The sequence below is a fragment of the Streptomyces sp. NPDC031670 genome (assembly GCF_055580545.1).
In genome coordinates this window covers 298,120-313,750 of record NZ_JBVILC010000001.1, presented here as the reverse complement: position 1 = coordinate 313,750, position 15,631 = coordinate 298,120, and the positions used below count along the sequence as shown (strand labels likewise).

General features: G+C 72.4%; 25 protein-coding genes. 6 read left to right on the top strand and 19 right to left on the bottom strand.

Going from position 1 to position 15,631, the window contains the following annotated elements; all coding sequences use genetic code 11:
- Positions 1-140 precede the first annotated feature (140 nt).
- Positions 141-503, top strand: a complete 363-nt coding sequence (locus ACZ5ID_RS01430) for a cupin domain-containing protein (protein ID WP_468892353.1) — start codon at positions 141-143, stop codon at positions 501-503.
- Between the two features lie 112 nt (positions 504-615).
- Here ACZ5ID_RS01430 and ACZ5ID_RS01425 read toward each other — a convergent pair whose 3' ends face one another.
- Positions 616-1,353 (bottom strand): class I SAM-dependent methyltransferase, encoded by a 738-nt coding sequence (locus tag ACZ5ID_RS01425; protein ID WP_468892351.1) that lies wholly within the window; start codon positions 1,351-1,353, stop codon positions 616-618.
- Positions 1,354-1,589: 236 nt separating this feature from the next.
- Positions 1,590-1,862, bottom strand: a complete 273-nt coding sequence (locus ACZ5ID_RS01420; protein WP_468892349.1) for a DUF1876 domain-containing protein — start codon at positions 1,860-1,862, stop codon at positions 1,590-1,592.
- 137 nt (positions 1,863-1,999) lie between these two features.
- Between ACZ5ID_RS01420 and ACZ5ID_RS01415 the strand changes: the two genes are divergently transcribed.
- Together ACZ5ID_RS01415 and ACZ5ID_RS01410 are read left to right on the top strand one after the other, a co-directional pair.
- Positions 2,000-2,263 (top strand): UBP-type zinc finger domain-containing protein, encoded by a 264-nt coding sequence (locus ACZ5ID_RS01415; RefSeq protein ID WP_468892347.1) that lies wholly within the window; start codon positions 2,000-2,002, stop codon positions 2,261-2,263.
- 106 nt (positions 2,264-2,369) lie between these two features.
- Positions 2,370-2,909, top strand: coding sequence for a GNAT family N-acetyltransferase (locus tag ACZ5ID_RS01410; RefSeq protein ID WP_468892345.1), 540 nt, complete (start codon positions 2,370-2,372; stop codon positions 2,907-2,909).
- A 24-nt stretch (positions 2,910-2,933) separates the two neighbouring features.
- On the opposite strand, the gene ACZ5ID_RS01405 is transcribed toward ACZ5ID_RS01410, so the two are convergent.
- Both ACZ5ID_RS01405 and ACZ5ID_RS01400 read right to left on the bottom strand, forming a co-directional pair.
- Positions 2,934-3,698, bottom strand: a complete 765-nt coding sequence (locus ACZ5ID_RS01405) for an alpha/beta fold hydrolase (RefSeq protein WP_468892343.1) — start codon at positions 3,696-3,698, stop codon at positions 2,934-2,936.
- 34 nt (positions 3,699-3,732) lie between these two features.
- Positions 3,733-3,900: a hypothetical protein gene (locus ACZ5ID_RS01400; RefSeq protein ID WP_468892342.1), complete on the bottom strand. Its 168-nt coding sequence runs from the start codon at positions 3,898-3,900 to the stop codon at positions 3,733-3,735.
- Positions 3,901-4,090: 190 nt separating this feature from the next.
- Here ACZ5ID_RS01400 and ACZ5ID_RS01395 point away from each other — a divergent pair, with 190 nt between their 5' ends.
- Positions 4,091-4,687: a TetR/AcrR family transcriptional regulator gene (locus ACZ5ID_RS01395; RefSeq protein WP_406554208.1), complete on the top strand. Its 597-nt coding sequence runs from the start codon at positions 4,091-4,093 to the stop codon at positions 4,685-4,687.
- On the opposite strand, the gene ACZ5ID_RS01390 is transcribed toward ACZ5ID_RS01395, so the two are convergent.
- Positions 4,675-5,934: an MFS transporter gene (locus tag ACZ5ID_RS01390; RefSeq protein WP_468892340.1), complete on the bottom strand. Its 1,260-nt coding sequence runs from the start codon at positions 5,932-5,934 to the stop codon at positions 4,675-4,677. The two genes, ACZ5ID_RS01395 and ACZ5ID_RS01390, sit on opposite strands and share 13 nt — an antisense overlap.
- A 148-nt stretch (positions 5,935-6,082) precedes the next feature.
- Between ACZ5ID_RS01390 and ACZ5ID_RS01385 the strand changes: the two genes are divergently transcribed.
- A complete protein-coding gene (locus tag ACZ5ID_RS01385) occupies positions 6,083-7,048 on the top strand; it encodes an LLM class F420-dependent oxidoreductase (RefSeq protein ID WP_468893135.1) in 966 nt (321 codons plus the stop codon).
- Between the two features lie 15 nt (positions 7,049-7,063).
- Here ACZ5ID_RS01385 and ACZ5ID_RS01380 read toward each other — a convergent pair whose 3' ends face one another.
- Complete coding sequence (locus tag ACZ5ID_RS01380; protein ID WP_468892338.1) at positions 7,064-7,291, bottom strand: hypothetical protein; 228 nt, start codon at positions 7,289-7,291, stop codon at positions 7,064-7,066.
- 269 nt (positions 7,292-7,560) lie between these two features.
- Between ACZ5ID_RS01380 and ACZ5ID_RS01375 the strand changes: the two genes are divergently transcribed.
- Entirely contained in the window at positions 7,561-8,697 is a 1,137-nt protein-coding gene (locus ACZ5ID_RS01375; protein ID WP_468892336.1) for an AI-2E family transporter, read from the top strand.
- Between the two features lie 52 nt (positions 8,698-8,749).
- Here the strand turns inward: ACZ5ID_RS01375 and ACZ5ID_RS01370 are convergent, their stop codons facing one another.
- From ACZ5ID_RS01370 to ACZ5ID_RS01310, 13 genes are all read right to left on the bottom strand, one after another.
- Positions 8,750-9,004 (bottom strand): DUF5133 domain-containing protein, encoded by a 255-nt coding sequence (locus ACZ5ID_RS01370; RefSeq protein WP_468892334.1) that lies wholly within the window; start codon positions 9,002-9,004, stop codon positions 8,750-8,752.
- 151 nt (positions 9,005-9,155) lie between these two features.
- The gene (locus ACZ5ID_RS01365; protein ID WP_406555088.1) at positions 9,156-9,332 is read right to left on the bottom strand and encodes a CsbD family protein; all 177 of its coding nucleotides are present in this window, start codon (positions 9,330-9,332) and stop codon (positions 9,156-9,158) included.
- 164 nt (positions 9,333-9,496) lie between these two features.
- Entirely contained in the window at positions 9,497-9,673 is a 177-nt protein-coding gene (locus ACZ5ID_RS01360; protein WP_358834767.1) for a hydrophobic protein, read from the bottom strand.
- A gap of 108 nt (positions 9,674-9,781) precedes the next feature.
- On the bottom strand, positions 9,782-10,768 hold the full coding sequence (locus ACZ5ID_RS01355; protein ID WP_468892331.1) for a cation diffusion facilitator family transporter: 987 nt from the start codon (positions 10,766-10,768) through the stop codon (positions 9,782-9,784).
- A complete protein-coding gene (locus tag ACZ5ID_RS01350) occupies positions 10,765-11,082 on the bottom strand; it encodes a gas vesicle protein K (RefSeq protein ID WP_468892329.1) in 318 nt (105 codons plus the stop codon). Before ACZ5ID_RS01350 ends, ACZ5ID_RS01355 begins: the two co-directional genes overlap by 4 nt.
- Positions 11,079-11,375, bottom strand: coding sequence for a gas vesicle protein (locus tag ACZ5ID_RS01345; RefSeq protein WP_468892328.1), 297 nt, complete (start codon positions 11,373-11,375; stop codon positions 11,079-11,081). Before ACZ5ID_RS01345 ends, ACZ5ID_RS01350 begins: the two co-directional genes overlap by 4 nt.
- Entirely contained in the window at positions 11,353-12,150 is a 798-nt protein-coding gene (locus tag ACZ5ID_RS01340; protein WP_468892326.1) for a GvpL/GvpF family gas vesicle protein, read from the bottom strand. Before ACZ5ID_RS01340 ends, ACZ5ID_RS01345 begins: the two co-directional genes overlap by 23 nt.
- Positions 12,143-12,505, bottom strand: coding sequence for a gas vesicle protein (locus ACZ5ID_RS01335; RefSeq protein WP_468892324.1), 363 nt, complete (start codon positions 12,503-12,505; stop codon positions 12,143-12,145). The genes ACZ5ID_RS01340 and ACZ5ID_RS01335 overlap by 8 nt, the downstream gene beginning before the upstream one ends.
- On the bottom strand, positions 12,505-13,674 hold the full coding sequence (locus ACZ5ID_RS01330) for an SRPBCC family protein (protein ID WP_468892322.1): 1,170 nt from the start codon (positions 13,672-13,674) through the stop codon (positions 12,505-12,507). Before ACZ5ID_RS01330 ends, ACZ5ID_RS01335 begins: the two co-directional genes overlap by 1 nt.
- Positions 13,667-14,215, bottom strand: coding sequence for a DNA primase (locus ACZ5ID_RS01325; RefSeq protein WP_468892320.1), 549 nt, complete (start codon positions 14,213-14,215; stop codon positions 13,667-13,669). The genes ACZ5ID_RS01330 and ACZ5ID_RS01325 overlap by 8 nt, the downstream gene beginning before the upstream one ends.
- Positions 14,212-14,448, bottom strand: coding sequence for a gas vesicle protein GvpG (locus tag ACZ5ID_RS01320; RefSeq protein WP_358834759.1), 237 nt, complete (start codon positions 14,446-14,448; stop codon positions 14,212-14,214). Before ACZ5ID_RS01320 ends, ACZ5ID_RS01325 begins: the two co-directional genes overlap by 4 nt.
- Before the next feature lie 25 nt (positions 14,449-14,473).
- Entirely contained in the window at positions 14,474-15,190 is a 717-nt protein-coding gene (locus ACZ5ID_RS01315; RefSeq protein ID WP_468892318.1) for a GvpL/GvpF family gas vesicle protein, read from the bottom strand.
- A complete protein-coding gene (locus tag ACZ5ID_RS01310) occupies positions 15,187-15,606 on the bottom strand; it encodes a gas vesicle structural protein GvpA (protein WP_358834757.1) in 420 nt (139 codons plus the stop codon). Before ACZ5ID_RS01310 ends, ACZ5ID_RS01315 begins: the two co-directional genes overlap by 4 nt.
- Positions 15,607-15,631 lie beyond the last annotated feature (25 nt).

Here is a 15,631-nt window from a genome sequence, read left to right as displayed (position 1 = left end):
ACGGCCGGCGTCCGGTGCGGCACCCGGTGGGGGCCCGGCCCCGTCACCCGGACGGTCCATGCCGTTCGCGTCCCTCCACGGCCCTGGTTACGTTCGGAGCGTCTTTCGTTCCCCCACCCGCCGCCCGAGGAGAAGCACTCATGGCCGGTCTCGTACGCAAGAGTTTCGAAGCGCCGGAGGAGGTCCGTCCGTTCGAGGGCGGCAAAGGGCGCCTGGAGCTGATCAACGTCGGCGGGGGGCAGGTCGGCCGGGCGACGTTCGAGCCCGGCTGGCGCTGGTCCGAACACGTCAAGCCGATCGCGCAGACGGACAGCTGCCTGGTCGCGCACGCGAGCTATGTGATCTCCGGGCGCATCAAGGTCGTCATGAACGACGGCCAGGAGGAGGACTTCGGCCCCGGCGACTACATGAACGCCGCGCCCGGCCACGACGCCTGGGTCCTCGGCGACGAGCCGTGCGTCGTCGTCGACTGGATGGGCTTCTCGGACTACGCGAAGCGGTAGCCGTCCCGTACGGCACCGCCCGCCCACGCGGACGCACCGCGCCCCCTCCGTACGGAAGGTGCGCGGTGCGCCGCCACGGCCGTTCGGTGAACGGCCTGATTACGTCTGTCCGTCACATCCCGGGCTCGCGGCGGAACAGCGCGGTCCACAGGAACGGCTCACCGAAGCGCGGTGAGTCCGGGGCCTCGTCGCGCATACGGCGCAGCTCGACCTCCGTGAGGTCGGAGAAGATCCACCGCAGGGACTCGGGGGTGTAGGCGAGTCCGCCGTGCAGCCCTGCTCGGCGGTAGAAGTCACCGTCGGGGAGCTCGGAGCCCATCTCGCCGGACGCGAAGCAGGTGAGCGAGAGATGGCCGCCGGGGGCGAGCACCCGGTCGAGCAGGCCGAGGTAGCTGATGCGACGGTGCGGCGGCAGGTGGTGGAAGCAGCCCGAGTCGTGGATCAGGTCGTACGGCCCGCTCAGCGCCGCCCCGGCGAGCGTGAACGCGTCACCGTGGTGGAACCGGATGTCGGCCCCCGCGTCCCGGGCCCGTTCCCCGGCCCAGGCGATGGCGCCGGGGGAGAGGTCGACGGCGTCCACCTCGAACCCCCGCGAGGCGAGGTGGAGCGCGTTGCGGCCGGGCCCGCAGCCCAGGTCGAGCGCCCGGCCCGGGGCGATCAGACCGCGGTCGAGATGGGCGACGAGGTTCTCGTCCGGCTTCGCCACGAAGAACGGCACCGGCTTGGTGCGGTCCGCGTAGAACGCGTCCCACCAGGACGCCGCGCCGGTGGTCCAGCGGTCGGCCCCGGGTGCGAACAGGCCGTCCATGAGCTTGAGTACGTCGTCCACGGTGCGGATGTTCCGGTCCATCCGGCCCCCCTTTCCCTGTCCGGCGATCGTAGGTTCGACACGTACGGAAGACCAGGTCAGGCGAGGTGCGGGGAGGCCGTGGGCGGCTGTGTGCGGGCCGTGAGGGGGCGGGGGGAGGGGCCCCCGTCCGGGGTGGAGGTCCGGCGCCGTCCGGGCCCCCGTCCAAGGTCGTCACGGGGGCGCGGACGCTGGGTCCGGAGAGGGTTTCTCGACGGTGTTCCGGGCTCGGGGCCGCGTCAGCGGGTCAGCGGCCGGGTCCGGTGCCCCGCCGCCTCGTCGATCTCGGCGTGCGCCTTCTGCAGCAGTTGGGACGCCAGGTCCATCAGGACCCGGGAACCGGCGATCTCCTCCCCGACCCGCACCTGCTCCGGGTCCAGGGGATGGCGCAGGGCGTAGCCGTGCCCCCTCATCTCGGTACCGTCGGCGAGCCTGAGCAGCCCCGCGGCGCTGGTGCGGTCCCCGACCTCGGAGAACTCCAGCTCCACATGCCACCCGACGAGTGTGGTCATGACGGTCACCTCCAGGACTCGCCCACGTACTCCCAGGGTCCCCCCGGGGCGCCGCGGAAGCGAGCGGCGACGGCGTGCGGCCGGTGCCGGGCGTTCCTACCCTGGAGGACGCGGGGCCCCTATCGACGGAGGACGCCATGACCACCGAGCCCGATCCCCATCTGGCCATGATCCGGGACGTGGAGCCCCGTACCCCGCAGGGGTGCGAGGACTGTATGCGTGAGGGCTCCCCCTGGGTCCATCTGCGGCTCTGCCTCGTCTGCGGCCACGTCGGCTGCTGCGACTCGTCCCCCCGGCAGCACGCCCGCGCCCACGCCGCGAGCGAGGAACACCCCATCGTGCGCTCCTTCGAACCGGGCGAGGACTGGCGCTGGTGCTTCGTCCACGACGCCCTGGTCTGACCAATCTCCCCCCGCCGGGGCCGCCCGTCCCACGACGTGGCAGCGGACCCCGCCGCGCTGCGGGGCGGCCGACCGGAGCGGACCCGGGCCGTGTTTCCATACCGCGGTGAACAGCGCAAGCACCTCCCCGTCCGACACCCGCCCGTACGTCCGCCCCCGGACCGATCGCGACCTGGACGCGTGCGTCCGGGCGCTCGCAGCCGTCCACGAGCGCGACGGCTATCCCGTCAACTGGCCCGAGCGCCCCGGCGACTGGCTCGCCCCGCCCTCGCTCGTCGCGGCCTGGGTGGCCGACCTGGACGGCGAGATCGCCGGCCACGCCGGTCTGTCGCTCGCCGGTACGGGCGATGCGGCACCCGGCCTGTGGAGCGCCCGCGCGGGAGTCGGCCCCGAGGCGACCGCCGTGGTCAGCCGGCTCTTCGTCGCTCCCGGGGCGCGCGGCCACGGCATCGGACGACTGCTGCTGGACCGCGCGGTGAGCGGGGCGCGGGCGCGCGGGCTGCATCCCGTACTCGACGTGGTGGCCTCCGACACCGCGGCGGTCGCCCTGTACGAGCGGCTCGGCTGGGAGCTGCTGGCCGAGGTCGAGCAGGAGTGGGGGCCCCGGCAGACCGTGACCGTCCGCTGCTACGCCGCGGGCGACTGACGGCGCCGGAGACCCCGGCCGGGCTCAGACCGCCGCGTGGGTCTCGCGCAGGAAGCCGACGAGCAGGGAGTTCACCTCGTCGGGGCGTTCCAGGCTGGGCAGGTGGCCCGCCCAGGGCAGCGCGAGGTGGCGGGCGTCGGCGAGGACATGGGTGAGGTGCACCGCGATGTCGTGGAAGTCCGCGAAGTCGTGGTCACCGGAGACCAGCAGGGCCGGGGCCACGATCGCGGCGAGGTCGGTCTCCACCCTGAGCTGGCCGAACTCCTCCTCGGCGGCCAACTGGACGTCGAAGGCGTTGCGCTGCATCCGGCGCACCTGCTCCCGCACCGCCCCGTCGGCCTCCGGCCCCAGCCAGGCGTCCACGTTGAGGTCGGTCGCCCCGGCTATGTCACCGGCCTCGATCAGGGTGTCCTCGCGCTCGCCGAACGCCCGCAGCTCGGCGCCGGGTTCGTGCCCGGCCAGCGCGGTGCAGAGCAGCGCCAGCGCGGTGACCCGCTCGGGCCTGCGGGCCGCGATCTCCAGCGCGACCCGGCCGCCGCCGGACGCCCCGACCAGCGCCGCGCGCTCGATGCCGAGCGTGTCCAGGAGGGCGACGACGTCCTCCGCGTTGTTGTACGGACGGTCGGGCACAGGCGTCTCGCCGAAGCCGCGCAGGTCGCAGCGGACCACCTGGTAGCCGGCGTCGACGAGCGCGGGAACGTTCGGCTCCCACATCCGCCGGTCGCAGACCGTCGAGTGGAGCAGGAGAACCGCCGGGCCGCTTCCGGCCACATCATGGGAAAGAGTCACCGCGCCACAGTAGAGACCGCTTCCGCTTCGCGCATCAGCGTTTCCCCGCGGCCAGCGAGTCGGCCGGGTGCTGCGCCTCGGTGCCGTCGCCGGCCGCGGGCAGCGTGGCCACGGGCCACCAGAAGTCGTCCGGGATGCCGTCCTCGGTGGCTGCGTCGGTCTCCGGCCGTTCGCCGGTCGGGCGTCGAGTCAGTCGAGTCATACGGGCAAGTGTGGTGGTTGGAAAGGTCGTTGGGGAGTCGATTTCTAGAACAGTCTTCTACAGGTCGGTGGAGATCGCTGCGCTAGGGTTGCCGCCATGGCAGACAGCGTCCCGATCGGTGCCCTGTGGAGCACCCCCAGTGCCCGAGCTCGACGGACCGGGCCCGGCAGGCACCGCGAGGAGCAGAGCCGTGTCGCCTAGGCAGCAGCGCGGCGAGGCGACGATCGACCGTCTGCTGACCGCGGCCCTGCGGGTGTTCGCCGAGTCGGGCCAGCAGGGCTTCACCGTCAGCGCCGTCACCCGCGCCAGCGGCGTCAGCCTCGGCAGTCTCTACCACCACTTCGGCAGCTTCGACGGTCTCGCCGCCGCCCTCTACACCCGCTGCATGGAGCAGCTGTTCGACGAGATGACGGCGGTACTCATGCGGGCGCGCACCGCCCGCACCGGCATCCGCGCGCTCGTCCAGTGCTATCTGCGCTTCACCGAGGAGCACCCGGACGTGGCGCTCTTCCTGCACGCCTCCGCCTACTCGGGCTATCTCGCCGCCCACGCCGACGAGATCCGCCGGGTCAAGGCGGACAAGCTGGCCGCCATCGCCGCCTGGCTGGGACCCCGTATCGAGGCGGGCGAGATCGCGCCGCTGCCCTCGCCGCTGATCGACGTCCTCGTCCTCGGCCCCCCGGCCGAAACCGCACGCCGCTGGCTGTCCAGTACGTACGACATCGACCTCGCCCAGGCCTACCGGATCCTGCCCGACCGGGTGTGGCGCTCGCTTCAGCCGGACTGACCGGACTGAGGGGACGGGACGGGAGCGGCGGCCGGACCGGCGGGAGCCGCCCGGCGCTCGCCCCGGCGGGCCGCGGGCCCCATCGCGTACGACGCCACCAGGATCAGCGCGCCGAGCACCAGCCATCCGGGGCTGCCCCAGTCCACCAGGAGCGCGGTCAGCAGGAGCGGGCCGAGGGTGCGGGCGATGGTGACGCCGGTGCCGAACAGGCCCTGGTACTCGCCGATCCGCTCGGCGGGGGCCAGGTCGAAGCCGATCTGCCAGGAGCCCGCCGAGTGCAGCATCTCGGCGACGACCAGGAGCACCGATCCGGCGACGAGCGCCGCGGCGGCCGTCCGGGCGTCGTCGCCCACGGCCGACAGCGCGAAGACCGCGCAGGCCGCCAGCATCACCGCGCCGGAGCGGCGCACCGCCCGCACGGCGGTCGTCAGTCCCCGCACGCTCCGGGCCGTCCGCACCTGAAAGAGCATCACCGCGCCGGTGTTGAGCACGAACAGCGCCGAGACCAGCCAGGCCGGCGCGGCCGTGCGCTGGGTGATCCACAGCGGTATGCCCAGGCTGAGCAGCGGCATCCGCAGCAGCAGCACGGTGTTCAGAAGGGCCACGACCACGTACGGCCGGTCGCCCAGGACCGTCGGGCCGCGGCGCCCGCCCTCGGGCCGCGGCACGGGCACGACGCGGGGGAGCCGCGCCAGGAGCAGGGCGCAGAGCAGGAAGCTCGCCGCGTCCAGCGCGAAGACCGTGAGGTAGGCGCCGGTCGTGTCGGCGTGCAGGGCGACGCCCCCGAGCGCCGCGCCCACGGCGAGTCCCGCGTTCAGCGTGGCCTGGAGGCGAGCCAGCGTGCGCGTCCGCTCGGTCTCGGCCACCAGCCCCGCGAGGAGCGACTGACGGGCCGCCGCGAGCCCCGACTGGGCGGTGGCGTAGAGGCAGGCGGCCAGGAGGAACGGGAGGAAGGAGCGGACCACCAGGAAGGACGCCACCGAGGCGCTGGTCGCCAGGGCCAGGAGCACCGCCGTCCCCCGGGGCCCGCGCCGGTCCGCGAGCCGCCCGAGCGGTACGCCCGCGACCGAGCCCACGGCCCAGGCGAGGGTGAGCCCCAGACCGATCCGCGCCGGGGCGAGTCCGACGACACGGGTGAAGTACAGGGCGGAGGTCACGAGGTAGGCGCCGTCGCCGACGGAGTTGGTCAGCTGGGCGAGCGCCAGAAGGCGGCGGGGGCCCGCGGGGGACACCGGATGGGTCGTCATGAGCTGGAGACTATGGCCCGGTTGGCCCCTTCGTCTGGTCCATTTCCCGGGGAAGCGAGTGGGCCATTCGCGCCTCTCTCCCGAGGTGGGGACCGTGATGGCCGAGCCGGGAGGTTTTCGATCCGAGGAGCCAGGTAAACGTGTGGTTATGGTGCAAATCGGCTACACGATGATGACCGAGCAGACCGGCCCCCGCGCCCTCGTCTCCGACGTGGTCGCCGCGGAACGCGCCGGCTTCGACTTCTCCGTCACCTCCGACCACTACTTCCCCTGGCTGGAGTCCCAGGGACACGCCTCGTACGCCTGGAGCGTACTCGGGGCCGCTGCCCAGGCCACCTCGCGCATCCCACTGATGACATACGTGACCTGCCCCACGGTCCGCTACCACCCCGTGGTCGTCGCGCAGAAGGCCGCGACGATGCAACTGCTGTCCGAGGGGCGGTTCCGGCTGGGTCTCGGCTCCGGCGAGAACCTCAACGAGCACGTGGTGGGCGCCGGATGGCCCTCGCCGCAGGTCCGCCTGGACATGCTGGAGGAGGCCGTCGACATCATCCGCGCCCTCTTCGAAGGCGGCAACGTCAACCACCAGGGCGCCCACTTCGACGTGTCCAACGCGCGGCTGTGGGACCTGCCGGACGAGCCGCCGCCCATCGGGATCGCCGTCTCGGGTGAGGTGTCCTGCGCGCTGGCGGGCCGCTCCGCCGACCTCGTCATCGCCACCGAACCCAAGGCCGAGCTGCTGGAGTCCTTCGACCGGCACGGCGGCAGCGGCAAGCCCCGCGTGGGGCAGCTGCCGGTCTGCTACGACCCCGACCGGGACGCGGCGATCGCCCGCGCCCACGACCAGTTCCGGTGGTTCGCCTCCGGCTGGCCGGTGAACTCCGAGCTCCCCGGGCCGTCGGGCTTCGAGGGCGCCACCCAGTTCGTCACCCCGCAGGACGTGGCGGAGTCCATCCCGTGCGGCGACGACGTCGGCGCCTTCGTCGACGCCGTACGGCCCTACGTCGAGGCGGGTTTCACCGAGATCGCCCTCGTCCAGATCGGCGGCGAACACCAGCTCCCCTTCATCCAATGGGCCGAGACGAAGCTGTTGCCCGCCCTGCGCGAGCTGTGACACCGCCCCGGACGGCTATCCGGTGAGGATGCCGGGCAGCGCGAGGGCGCCGAGCAGGGCCGTACCCGCCAGGAGCCAGGCGACGTAGTCGCCGATGTGGCCGGAGTGCAGGCGGCGCAGCGGCTCGGTCCAGCGGTACGGCACGCGGCGCGCGGGGCCGCGGACCGCCGCGCCCGCGTGGACCAGATGGCGGCTGGTGGCGAGGCCGCGCGCGGGCCGCCGACGACGCACGGCGCTCGGCACACCCGGCCGCCCCGGCCCCTCCGGGCCGGCGGGTACCCGGCGGCCCGGAGGGCAATCCGCCGACGGCGGCACGGCTGTTTCACCGGGGCGGGCAGGGGGACCCGGCATCCGGGCAGGCCGGGTTCGTGCCGTGCGGCTGGTGTGGCCGGATGCCCGGCGGTCGGACATGCTCGGTCGAGAGGCGGCGGGCGGCCGGGCCGTGGCCGCACGCGGTTGCGACGGGAAGGGAGCGCACGCCATGCAGGTGGCATCGACCCCGTGGGTGGGCGATGGCGACCGTGCGGCCTGAGGGCGAGGAGGGCCGCGAGCCGGAGCGCGCCGCCCCGGCGGGGCCCGGCGGGCCGGTGGGCGCGTGGGTGCGGGGTGCGGGCAGGAAGGGCCCGGGCGGCCGGTCCTGGTTCGCCGTCGGCTTCTCGCTGGGGCTGGGCGCCACGCTGGCCTGGCTGACCGTGCAGACGGTGCTGGAGGTCGGCAGTCTGCTCACCCTGCTGCTGCTCGCGGTGTTCCTCGCGCTCGCCCTCGAACCCGTCGTCGTGTGGCTCACCCGCCACCGGATGCGCCGGGGCTGGGCCGTCGCTGCCGTCCTGGTGCTGCTGCTCGCGGTGTTCGCGGGCTTTCTGGCGCTGGTCGTACCGCCGGCCGCGGACGAGATCAACGCGCTGGTGAAGGCCGTTCCGGGCTGGCTGCGCGACCTGCACGACCACAACTCCACGCTGGGCCGCTTCGAGGACCGCTACCACCTGGTGGACAAGGCCAAGCAGCAGTTCTCCTCCGGCGGGGGGGCCGGGCTCGCCGGAGGCCTGCTGGGCGCCGGGAAGTTCGTGGTCGGCGCGGTGACCTCGGGGGCCATCGTCCTCGTCGTGATGGTCTACGTGATGGCCTTCCTGCCCGCGCTGAAACGGTTCTGCCTGCGCTTCGTGGCGGCCCGCAAACGCCCCCACGTGCAGGAGGTCACCGAGGAGATCCTCAACCGGGTCGGGCGGTACATGCTCGGCAACGTGGCCACCTCCGTCATCGCCGGCGCGGCCACCTTCGTCTGGTGCGTGGCCCTCGGCGTCCCCTACGCGGCGGCACTGGGTGTCTTCATCGCCCTGATGGACCTCATCCCCATCGTCGGCAGCACCATCGGCGGCTTCGTCGTCAGCCTGGTGGCCCTGTCGGTGTCACTGCCCATCGCCCTGGCCACCGCGGCCTTCTACGTCGGGTTCCGGCTGGCCGAGGACTACCTCATCGTGCCCAAGGTCATGCGGTTCGCCGTCGACGTGCATCCGCTCGTCACGGTCGTGGGCGTGCTCGTGGGCGGGGCGCTGCTCGGTGTGATCGGCGCCCTGGTCGCCATTCCGGCGGCCGTGGCCATCGGCATCGTCCTGGACGAGCACGTCTTCTCCAGGACGGACGTGTCGTGACGTACCGCTTCCGTACGGACGCGTACGGAACCGGTACGTCGGGGGGAGAGCGCTACCGTGCCGACGGCGGGGGAGCGGTCGGGGCGAACGGGGGGCGTGGCGCGGGGCGGCCGAGGGCGAGGTAGCGCTCGGCGGCGTGCACCGCCTCGCGTGCCGTGCGCTCGCCCATGAGCACACAGAGCGTGTAGGCGGTGTCCTCGAAGCGTCTGCGCAAGGCAGGCTCGTGGGGCTGTGCCAGGACCGCGCGCTCGTGCGCCCGGTAGAGCGAGAGCAGCCGCGCGAGGGTCTCCTTGTCGGGCAGCAGCATCATGTCCTCCTGAACATGGGGCGGGCCCAGCCCACCCATCCTGACCGGGTTCGGGGAACCGCGCGAGCCGTAGGGCTGCGCTCTGTGACGGGCCATGACGACGGGGCCCCGCGAAGTGGCCTTCGCGGGGCCCCGCAGCACCGGGAGCCGGTTACTTCTTGAAGGCGTCCTTGGCCTTCTCCTTGGCCTGCCGCAGATCGCCCTTGGACTTCTCGGTGCGGCCCTCGGCGGTCTTGCTCTCGTTCCCGACCGCGCGGGCCACCGTCTCCTTCACCTTTCCCTTGGCCTGCTCGGCCTTCGCCTTGGCCTTCTCGTTCTTTGCGGTCACGGTAATCACACCCTGATCTCTGGGAATTCGGCGGTCACGTCCGGGTCCGGCCGGGCCGGTTCTCGAACGCGTACATCTACAACGTTTACCTCGGCTTTGTGGGCCGCACCCCGGGAACTGCTCCGGTGGGAGTTGTTCCGGCGGGAATCACGCCGGACGTCGCGTCACCAGCGGTACCAGCGGCCCCGGCGTCCACGGCCGCCACCGGCGGCGGGACGCGCGACGAAGCCGACGAGCCACAGGACGAGTACGACGAGGGCGACCCACCACAGAACCTGGAGTGCGAAACCGGCGCCGAAGAGAAGCAGCGCGAGCAGCAGAACGACAAGAAGGGGAACCATGCCATGCACCTCCGTCAAATCGAGTGCCCCCGCCCGGCCGTGTCATGCACGGTGAATTCCGGACAGGGGCCTTTTCCCGGTGAATGACGGCCGGGGCAGAGATCGATTTCAGGCGATACGTTCGCCGCGCGCCCGGGCGTCGGCCGTGGGCGCGTCCGTCACGTCGAGGAAGACCTGGTCGGCGTCCGGCCAGATATTGGCCACCGAGGCCTTGATGCGCTCGCAGACCAGCTCGATCTGCTCGCTCTCCATCCCCGGCATCAGATCCACCCGGGCCGCCACGAGCGCGGAGTCGGTGCCCAGCCGCATGGTGAGCACCGCCTCCACGCTGTCGATCTCCGGCTGGGCGTCCAGCAGGGCCCGGATGCGGTCGCGCATCTCGGGGTCGACCGCCTCGCCGATGAGCTGGTCGCGGGCCTCCTTGCCGAGCCGGTACGCCACGTATCCGAGGAGCACGCCGATGGCCAGCGAGGCCGAGCCCTCCCATACCGACTGCCCGGTCGCCATGTGCAGGGCCATTCCGATGATCGCGAGGGCGACGCCGAGCACGGCCGTGCCGTCCTCCGCGACCACCGTGCGCAGTGCCGGGTCGTGCCCGATGCCACCGGGCTGCCCGCGCACCTGGTGCAGGGCCCGCAGCAGCGACCCGCCTTCGGCGACCAGGGCCACGGCGAGGACGGCCAGACCGGCGATATAGCCCGAGTGCGACTCATGGGCCCCCGAGCGCAGGGCCTCGATGCCCTGGAAGACGGAGAAGCAGCCGCCCATCACGAAGATGCCCACCGCGGCGAGCAGGGACCAGAAGAAGCGCTCCTTGCCGTAGCCGAAGGGGTGGCGGCGGTCCGGCGGACGGCGGCTGCGGCGCAGCGCGGCCAGCAGGAAGACCTCGTTCATGCTGTCCGCGACGGAGTGCGCCGCCTCCGAGAGCAGCGCCGGCGAGCCGGCCACCACGCCGCCGGCCGCCTTCGCCGCGGCGATGAGCAGGTTCGCGCCGAGCGCGACGAGGACCGTGAGACGGGTCCCGGAGTCCTTGCTCCCGCCCGCCCCGGCCGTCCGGCTCCTCCCGGCCGCCTCGCCGTCACCTTTCCCGCTCACCGCACGCCCTCCCCACCGCCGTCGCCCGCCGTGGCCTCCACGGGCAGCAGCGGGCCGAGCGGACCGAGGTCGATGTTGAGGTCCTCGGGCCGCAGCCCGAACTTGGACCTGAGCTCGCCCATCCGGTCCTCCAGGAGCATCAACGTCAGGCCGATGCGCTCCTCCTGGTCCTCCGTGAGCTCACCGGTCTCGACCCGCCGCAGGGCCTGACGCTCCATCAGCTGCCGTAGCAGCTCGACGACGGTCAGGACCAGCCGCGCCAGATCGCGCTCCACCGTGTCCGGGTCCAGCTCGACCCGCCTGGGCCCGCTCATGAGCCCTCCCCGGGAAGCGCGAGCGGGTCACCGGGCGCCGGCGGCGCGGGCGGGTCGCTCTCGAAGCCGCTTTCGAGACCACTCTCGAAGCCGCTCTCGAACGGCGAGGGGACCCGCGCGCTCACCGAGCTGACCAGGGCGTTGAGGTCAATCCGGACGAGATCCACATCCGCGATGCGCAGGGTGAGGTCGCCCGCGAGGACCACGCCTCCCGCGAGCAGCCGGTCGAGCAGGTCGACCAGGGCGACTTGCCGCTCGGCGGGTACGCCCTCAGCCGGTACCGTCCGGGTCACCACTTCCTCCTTCCGCGTCCAGGGCGCCCGCGAACGAGTACGGCGCCCAGGGTCCCGTCACCTCGACGCGTACGCCCTCGACCCTTGACCTGTGCCGCTCCACGAGACCGATGAACTCCGCGCTGCGCTCGCGCGGCACCAGATAGGCGGCGTTGAGCACGTTCTCGCCGGACTGCCCGGAGACCCGCGCGCTCTGCGGCCGGTGCAGCCGCTCCGCCTCGGCGTGCCCGGACAGCTCCTGGTGCAGATCGCGGGAGAGGAGGCCCGCCTGGCGCCAGGTGTCGTCCCGGGCCTGGCGCTGGCCGAGCCTGCGGCGCAGATAGTCCCGCCCGGTGGCGGGCTTGCCCGCGGGCGCCGCCGCGGGCTCGGGCACGGGGGCGTCCGCGTACACCTTGACGCCCCACTCCACCCGCCCGTCCAGCCGGTCCAGGGCCGCGGTGAAACTGTCGTGCCCGGAGTCGAGGAGCCGGCGCACCCCGCTGGTGTCGCGGCACACCGTCGCGAGCCGCAGCGGGACCGCGCACGTCACCGAGGACAGCGCGGCCACCACCGCCTGATGGGTACGGGCGGTACCGGAGAGCCAGTCCAGGTCCTCCAGATGCCGGCGCAGCGGCGCGGCGTCGAAGTCCTCGGCGGGGACCGGGCTCGCCGCCGCGCACAGCCCGTTGTGGACGATCAGCCGCGGCGGCTCGCCGTCCAGAGCGCGTACGCCGTCGGGCAATACCCCCTCGAAGGGCCGCACGACCGCGTACACGTACCAGAGCGCCTCACTCATCGCGCACCGCCTCCGGCCGTTCCTCGCGCTCGGCCTCACCGGCGCCGTAACGGCTCTCCAGCTCGGCCACCCGGGCCTGCAACTGCTCGTTCTCCCGGGCGAGTTCACGGCGGCGGGCGGCGCCGGAGAGCGCCGGGTCGTCCTCCCACCAGTCGATTCCCATCTCCTTCGCCTTGTCGAGGGAGGCCACGATGAGGCGGAGTTTGATGGTGAGCAGCTCGATGTCGAGCAGATTGATGCGGATGTCCCCGGCTATGACGATTCCCTTGTCAAGGACGCGTTCGAGGATATCGGCGAGGTTCGCGCTGCCGCCGTCCGACGCATACGGATCGGAGAGCCGTCCCGGGGTCGTCATCAACGCCTCCGCGAACCGGTCTTGGCGGGCCGACGCCCGGATTCCTCGGGCTCGGGCTCAGGCTCTTCGTCCTCCGCCTCTTCCCACTCGTCGGCGTACTCTTCGGCCTCGTCCCCGGGAGCGTCCCGAGGAGCGTCCTCGTCCTCCGGAAGGTCCTGGTCCTCCTCGGGCTCCTGGTCCTCCTCGGCGTCCTCGGGCTCCTCGTCGTACTCGTCCTCCAGCGGCTCCTCGTCGTCATAGGCCTCCTCGTAGGTGTCCTGCGAGGCCTTCTCGCCGCCTTCCGGCTCCTCCTCGCGCGAGGACCGCTCGTGCGAGGCGTCGCGCGTCTCCTCCTCGCGCTCCAGCGCGTCCTCGTGACTCAGGACGACCTCGCCGTCGCGGATCTCACCGCGCCAGCCCTCCGGTCCCTCGCCGCGCAGGGCGATGTGCCGGGCGAAGTTCTTCAGGTCGAGCCGGGCCCGGCGGCCCTGGGCGCGCCAGATGTTGCCGGTCTTCTCGAACAGGCCCTTCGGGTAGTACTCGATCACCAGCAGCACCCGGGTGAGCGAGGCGCCCAGCGCGTGGAAGGTGACCACACCCTTGGTGGTGCCCTTGGCGCCCTCCGAGGTCCAGGCGATCCGCGAGTCCGGGATCTGCTCGGTGGTGTGCGCCTTCCAGCTGCGGGTCGACCAGAAGACCTTCAGCTTCCAGTCGGACGTGGTGTCGTCCGCGCTCTCCGCGCTGCGCACACCCTTGGCGAAGTGGGAGAACTCCTGGTACTGCGTCCACTGGTCGTAGGCGTCGCGGACCGGCACACCCACGTCCACCGACTCCATGATGACCGTCGGCTTACGGCCGCCGCCGCCCTTGCCGCGCTTGCCGCCCAGGTTCTTGAACGCGTCCGTGACATTCTCCTTGAGATGGTCGGCGCCCAGCTCCAGGGCGGCGCGCATCGGCCCCTTGCCCTCGGTGAGCTTGCGCCCGCCCTTCAGGGCGAGATCGGCGAACCCGGGGCTGCGCCCCTCGGCGATGTCGTTCAGCTTCACCGTGGACTCGCCGAGCTTGCGCCCGATGCCTATCAGTGCCCGCTCCAGCTGGGCGAGCGCGAGGGACTGGAGTTCGGATTTGAGGCGGTCGGTGACCGCGCTGTCGACCAGGCCCGTCCCCTGCTTCCTGTCGTTCTCACTCACGGTCGCGACCCTCCTTCGCCTCGGCGCGCTCCGAGGAGCGGGACTTGGAGCCGGTGGTCCGGCGTGCCGCGGTCTTCTTCGCGCCGACGGCGCGGCGGGCCGGCTCGGACTTCTTCGCCGCCGACTGCGCCTTCTTCGCCGGTGCGGACCGCTTCGCCCGGTCGGCGGTCTTCCTGGCGGGGGCGGAGGCCTTCTCGGCCTTCTCGCCCCCGTCCTCCGCCACCCCGGACACCCGGTCCTGGACATCGAGGGTGCGGTCGTGCAGCCGGTCCGCGAGACCCTCAAGGCGCCGGTTCACCAGGGCGCCGGTCGCCGCCTTGCCCACCCCGCGCAGGTCCTGGCGGAGTTGGTCGCCGATCTCCTTGAACTGGGGGTTGTTCTCCAGTTGCCCGGCCGCGAACTGTGCGAGCGCCCCGGGGCTGAGCTTGAGGCGCTTGCCGAGCACCATGGTGCCGATGCCGAAAGCGAGCTTGGCCTTCTTGGTGCGACCGAGCACATAGCCCGCGCCTACCGCGAGCCCTACTGCCAGCCGGTTGTTCATCGTGAGGGATTCCTGTTCTCCAGCCGGTCGAGGAGCTCGTCCTCGCGGCGGTCGAACTCGGCCTCGTCGATCTCACCCGCCATCAACTTCTCTTCCAGCGCGGCGAGTTCGTTACGTATGGCCGAGGGGTCGTAGTACTGCTGCTCCGCCTGCGACACCACCTGCTCCAGCACCCAGAAGGTGCCGCGCACGGGTGCTGCGGGGAGCAGCAGCAGCTCTTTGATCAGGCCCACGCGGGCCTCCCGTCGGTCGGGCCCGTCACTCCGTGAAGCTGTACGGAGGCAGCGGGCCGTGTACCTGGACGACGAGGTGCGGCGCCTCCTTGCGGAGCGTCTCCACCGCCGCGACGAACTCGTCGGCGCGATCCCGGGCGACCAGGAAGGAGAGGTTGGCCAGCCAGCCGGTGGACTGGGGGCCGGGCCGCTGCTCCTCGGCGGCGCCCTCCAGGGCCTGCTGGAGCAGCGTGGCGTCACGGGACTCGCGCTGCTGGACGGCCGAGGCGATCCGCTCGCCCAGTTGCAGCTTCTGCTCGTAGGTCCCGCCGCCCGCCTTGCGGTTGGCCTCGCTCATGGCACGCAGCTCGGCGCTCTCCGAGAGCACCTGGTGCAGCACGGCCTCTTCGTCGTGAGCGGCCTTGATGTTGTACTCGACCCTGCCCTCCAGGGCCTTCAGGCGCTCCAGATACCGCTCGCCGTGCTCGGCGAGCGCCGCCCGTACCGCCTCGTCGTCGGGGGAGACGCCGCCGAAGCGCATCGGCAGGACCGCGCCGCCCGCGCCCGCCTCGGCGAGCACGCTCTGATGGGCCATCAGGTCACGTCGCTTGGGCCGCAGATCCTCGGGCGCGTCGCTGACCAGGGCGATCAGCTCGCCCTCCGCGACCGTGCGCACCGGGCGCGGGGGATCCCCGACGCCGCCCATCTCCTCGGGCAGCCGCGTGTGCGTGCGGTGGGCGATCCCGTAGACGTACGTGGTCATTCCTGCTCCTCCTTACGGCGCGCGGCGGTCCGCCGGCTACGGGGTCGCTGCTCCGGCTCGGATTCCTCCCGTGCCTGCTGGAAGGCGTCGGAGATGGTCTGAGCGGCGCCCGAGAGCGCGCCCTTGGACTTGCCGCGTGCGCCGGATTCGGTGATCTCGCCGACCAGGTCGGGCAGCCCCGGGCTCTTGCGCGGGCCGGCCTCCAGGTCGAGGCGGTTGCACGCCTCGGCGAAGCGCAGATAGGTGTCGACGCTCGCGACGACCACGCGTACGTCGATCTTGAGTATCTCGATGCCGACCAGGGAGACGCGTACGAACGCGTCGATCACGAGCCCTCGGTCAAGTACCAGTTCAAGGACGTCGTAGAGACCACTGGTCCCGCCGCTGCCGCCCTGTTGTGCCGGGACAACCGTCATGGTGTCCGGTCCTCCTTCGCTGTCA